Annotated in this window: 5 protein-coding genes; all 5 read left to right on the top strand. The window is 68.0% G+C overall.

Annotation, left to right across the window (positions count from 1 at the left end; genetic code table 11):
- Nucleotides 1–1,339, top strand: a 1,339-nt coding sequence (locus NTW26_02360; GenBank protein MCX7021116.1) for a YchF/TatD family DNA exonuclease, incomplete at its 5' end; no start/stop codon positions are given.
- Between the two features lie 9 nt (nucleotides 1,340–1,348).
- On the top strand, nucleotides 1,349–2,188 hold the full coding sequence (locus NTW26_02365; protein ID MCX7021117.1) for an RNA polymerase sigma factor RpoD/SigA: 840 nt from the start codon (nucleotides 1,349–1,351) through the stop codon (nucleotides 2,186–2,188).
- Nucleotides 2,189–2,288: 100 nt separating this feature from the next.
- Complete coding sequence (locus tag NTW26_02370; protein ID MCX7021118.1) at nucleotides 2,289–2,489, top strand: Trm112 family protein; 201 nt, start codon at nucleotides 2,289–2,291, stop codon at nucleotides 2,487–2,489.
- A 446-nt stretch (nucleotides 2,490–2,935) separates the two neighbouring features.
- Nucleotides 2,936–3,673, top strand: a complete 738-nt coding sequence (locus tag NTW26_02375; GenBank protein MCX7021119.1) for a nucleotidyltransferase family protein — start codon at nucleotides 2,936–2,938, stop codon at nucleotides 3,671–3,673.
- A 148-nt stretch (nucleotides 3,674–3,821) separates the two neighbouring features.
- Nucleotides 3,822–4,300 (top strand): hypothetical protein (locus NTW26_02380; GenBank protein MCX7021120.1); only part of this gene is annotated, 479 nt, incomplete at its 3' end.

Raw genomic sequence — 4,300 nt, forward strand, 5'->3', positions numbered from 1 at the left:
GCTGCTGGCGCGGGCCCGCGCCGCGGGGGTCGTCCGTATCGTGACCATCGGCGTGGACCCGGAAACCTCCCGCCGGGCGGTGGAGCTGGCCCACGAGTATCCCCTCGACGTTTCGGCCGCCGTGGGCGTGTCGCCGCACGACGCCGGGATCTACGACGACGCCGTCGGCGCCGGGTTGGAGAGCCTGGCCGCCGAGCCGGGCCTGGTCGCCTGGGGCGAGATCGGCCTGGACTATCACCACGACCGCGCGCCCCGCGAAGTCCAGCGGCGGGTTTTTCTGGACCAGCTCCGGCGTGCGCGCGCCCGGGGGCTCCCCGTGGTGCTCCACTGTCGCGAGGCCCACGCCGACCTCGCGGCCTGCCTGGAGGAAGCGCGAAGTTACCCCGGCTTGGAAGAGCCGCCCTTCGGCGTGCTGCACTGCTTTTCGGGGACGTCCGAGGACGCCCGGCGGGCCGTCGCCCTGGGGTACATGATCGGCGTCGGCGGCGTGGTGACCTTCGCCAACGCCGGAGCGCACCGCGAGACGGTCCGGTCGCTGCCGCCGGAATCCGTGGTGCTGGAGACCGACGCGCCCTACCTCGCGCCGCAACCCCACCGGGGCAAACGCAACGAGCCGGCCTACGTGCGCCTGACGGCGGAAAGGGTTGCGGAACTGCGCGGGGTGGGGCTGGGTGAAATCGCCCGCCTCACCACGGCCAACGCCCGACGGCTGTTTCGAATACCGGAGCCCGGGGGCTTCGGGGGCGTCCCGGCCTACCCCCTGGGTCACAACCTCTACCTGAACCCCACCAGCCGCTGCACCAACGACTGCGCCTTCTGCGTCCGGCGGCACAGGCTGGGCTTAGGCGGCCACCGGCTCTGGCTGGACCGCGAGCCGGGGGCCGGGGACTTAATTGAAGCGGCGGGCGACCCGGCGCCCTACGACGAGGTGGTCTTCTGCGGCTTCGGCGAGCCGCTCCTCAGCGCCCAGGTCGTCGCCGAGACGGCCCGGTGGCTCAAATCCCGCGGCAAGCGGGTCCGGGTGAACACCAACGGCACCGCCCACCTGGCCCGGGGGGAGACCGCCGCCGGGCTCCTCGAACCGCTCCGGGGGCTGGTGGACGAGCTCTCCGTGAGCCTGAACGCCGCCGACGCCGCGACGTATTCCAGGCTCTGCCGGCCGGTGCTCGGGGAGGCCGCCTTCGACGCGGTGCTGGATTTCATCCGAACCGCCGTGGCCCTTGGATTCGCGGTCACCGCCAGCGCCGTCGCCCTGACGGGCGCGGACCTCGCGCCCGTGGAGCGGCTGGCGGCCGAGCTGGGCGCCCGGTTCCGCGCCCGCGCCTACAAAAACGACTAGGGGAGTCTCCTGACCGGCTTCAGGTCCAAAGACCCCACCCTCGACGCCTATCTCGAGGATATAAACCGCTTCCCCGTGCTCTCGCGGCAGGAGGAGCTGGATCTGGCGTACCGCGCCAGGGCCGGCGACGAGGTGGCCACCAAGCGACTCATCGAGGCCAACCTGCGCTTCGTGGTAAAGATAGCGTTCAAGTACGGCAGCCCGGGCCTGCCGCTGACCGACCTCATCTCCGCGGGCAACGAGGGCCTGATAATCGCCGTGCGCCACTTCGAGCCCGAGCGCGGCATCCGCCTCATCTCCTACGGCGTCTGGTGGATCCGACAGTCCATCAACCGCGTCCTGGCCAACGACACGCGCACCATCCGCCTCCCCTTCTACGTCTACTGCGACCTGTACCGGATAACCCGCATGCGGGAGGTCTTCCAGAGCCGCCACGGCCGCCAGCCGTCCCTCGATGAGCTCTCCGACGAGACGGGCATCACCGCGGACAAGCTCCAACGCATCTCGATCCTGGCCACCTACCGGCTCTCCCTCAACCGTCCCGTCGTCCCGGACGGCGAGACCGAAGTGGTTGATCTGTTGACCGACTCCCACGACGAGAGCCCGGAGCGGCTGCTCATCGCCGAGGACCGGCAGCGGGAGCTGGAGGACCTGATGGCGAAGCTGCCCAAGCGGCAGCGGCGTATCGTGGAGATGCACTACGGAATCGGCCGCAAGGCCATGACCCTGCGACAGATAGGTGAGGTCTTCGGGCTCTCCCGGGAGCGGATCCGGCAGATCGAGGTGGTCGCCTTCATAAAACTGCGCCGGGAGGCCTCGACGGCCCTGAACCCGGACGCCGACCCTTGACACGGACCACCGCTCCGCATACACTAAACAAGGCTGCCTTCGACTTTTCCACCTAAACCGTGAAAAGGAAGACAAGGGATTTAACCGAGCGGAGCGAGCTATGCCTCTGGCGAAACCCCTTGCCTCACCATCCGTGGAATTTGACGAACTACTAGAGATTCTGGCCTGCCCGGTCTGCAAGACGCCGGTCCACCTCGACGGGACCGGCGAGCGGATCGTGTGCGACTCCTGCGGCCGCCGGTACCCCATCCGCGACGGCATCCCGGTGATGCTCGTCGAGGAGTCCGAAGGGGGCAAGTAAGGCCCGGAGCGCGTGGGGCCGGGTTGGGGCCGGTGGGCGGATAAATGCCTACCGGGGCCGGGGCGCGCGGGGGCCGACGACAGGGGCCACGCCACCCCCGGAACTCGTCCCTGCGATTAGAGGCCGAACGATAAGACAAGGGGCTTAAGCCCCTTGCCCCGGAACTCGTCCCCGCAAATAGCGGTCGGTCGGGGCCGGAGAGCGCGGGGGCCGACGACAGGGGCCACGCCGCCAAAGGAACTCGTCCCGCGAGTAGGGGCCGACCGATAAGACAAGGGGCTTCAGCCCCTTGCCCCGGAACTCGTCCTCGTGAGTAGGGGCCGACCGGGCCGCAGGCGCGTAGGGGACCGGAGAGACGACCGCGGCGTATAAAACGTGGCGGCATCCCTTCGGTCTGAAAAACGACGCAACCGGAGACCGACCCGCGGCAAGGCAAAGGACCGCCCTTGACCGAATACCAGGCCATCATCCCCGCCGCCGGCATCGGCACGCGCCTCAAACCCCACACCAACACCATCCCCAAGGCGCTCATCCGGGTCGCCGGCAAGCCCATCCTGGGCTACATCCTCGACGACGTCGCCCGCGCCGGAATCAAAGACGTCACCCTCGTCACCGGCTTCTTCGCCGAGAAGGTGGAGGATTACGCCCGTGCCGCGTACGGCGGCTTGAACCTCACCTTCGCCCGCCAAACCGAGCAGCTCGGCCTGGGCCACGCCGTCTGGACCGCCCTTCGTAAAAAGCGCGACCGGCCCAGCCTCGTCGTCCTCGGCGACACTATCGTCGAGGCCGACCTCGCCGGCATCCTCGACCAGCCCGACAACGTCATCGCCGTCGCCCCCACCGACGACCCCCGGCGCTTCGGCATCGTCGAGCTTTCCGGCGACCGCATCGTGCGCATGGTGGAAAAGCCCGCCGACCCGCCCTCGAACCTCGCCATCGTCGGGCTGTATCTCATCCGCGACTCCGAGGCGCTCTACCGCGCCCTGGGCGGCAACATCGTCTCCGGGGTGCGCACCAAGGGCGAGTTCCAGCTCACCGACGCCCTGGTGCGGATGCTCGCCGACGGGACCGTCTTCCTGTACCGGGTGCACTTGAAGGGGTCCCTCGTCGGCGACAACGCCCTGGTGCGGGGGCGCTTCGACCGCCTGAACCTGGGCGACGACTCCGATGTGACGTTCTCGTAAAGGGGGCCATCGGGCTACGCGGAGTTTTCAGCGATAAACGCATATTCCCCGTAGGGGCGGGGCTCCGTCCCCGCCCGCGGGAGGCCCTGGAGGGCCTCCCCTACGAAGACCCCCACTTATGCAACAATCCCAGGATAAAGAGGTTGAAATGACCGTCGAGGAGAGGCTGGAGAAGGTGGAACGGGAGCTGGCCACCGCGAAGCGCCGCAATCAGCGGTTGTTAATCGCTGCTGGTCTGTTGCTTGGGATTTCGGCCCTGGCCTGGCTGTCCACGGTTAACACAAGCCCTGTCCTGGCCCAGGAAGTCAATGTAAAAACACCGGCGATTACGGAATCTGGAAATATTATACGGGCCAACGGGTTTGTACTGGAGGACGCCGAGGGCCGAGGCCGCGCCGTGCTGGAAATGATGGCGGGCGGGCCGAGGCTGGGCCTGTACGACGAGAACGGCCAGATTCGCGTTGCGTTGGTCGCGTTCGAGGACGGACCGATGCTGGCCCTGATCGACGAGAACGGCGAGATTCGCGATACTCTTGTCTCGTATAAGGGTGGGCCGGCGCTGGGTCTATACGACGATAATGGCAAGATTCGCGCCGGACTGGACATGATCACGGGCGGGCCGAGGCT

Source organism: bacterium (assembly GCA_026398675.1).
Classification (GTDB): Bacteria; RBG-13-66-14; RBG-13-66-14; order RBG-13-66-14; family RBG-13-66-14; genus RBG-13-66-14.

Coding starts and splice junctions, on each gene's coding strand:
- NTW26_02370 (MCX7021118.1), top strand. CDS start 2,289: ATGCCTCTGGCGAAACCCCTTGCCTCACCATCCGTGGAATTTGACGAA.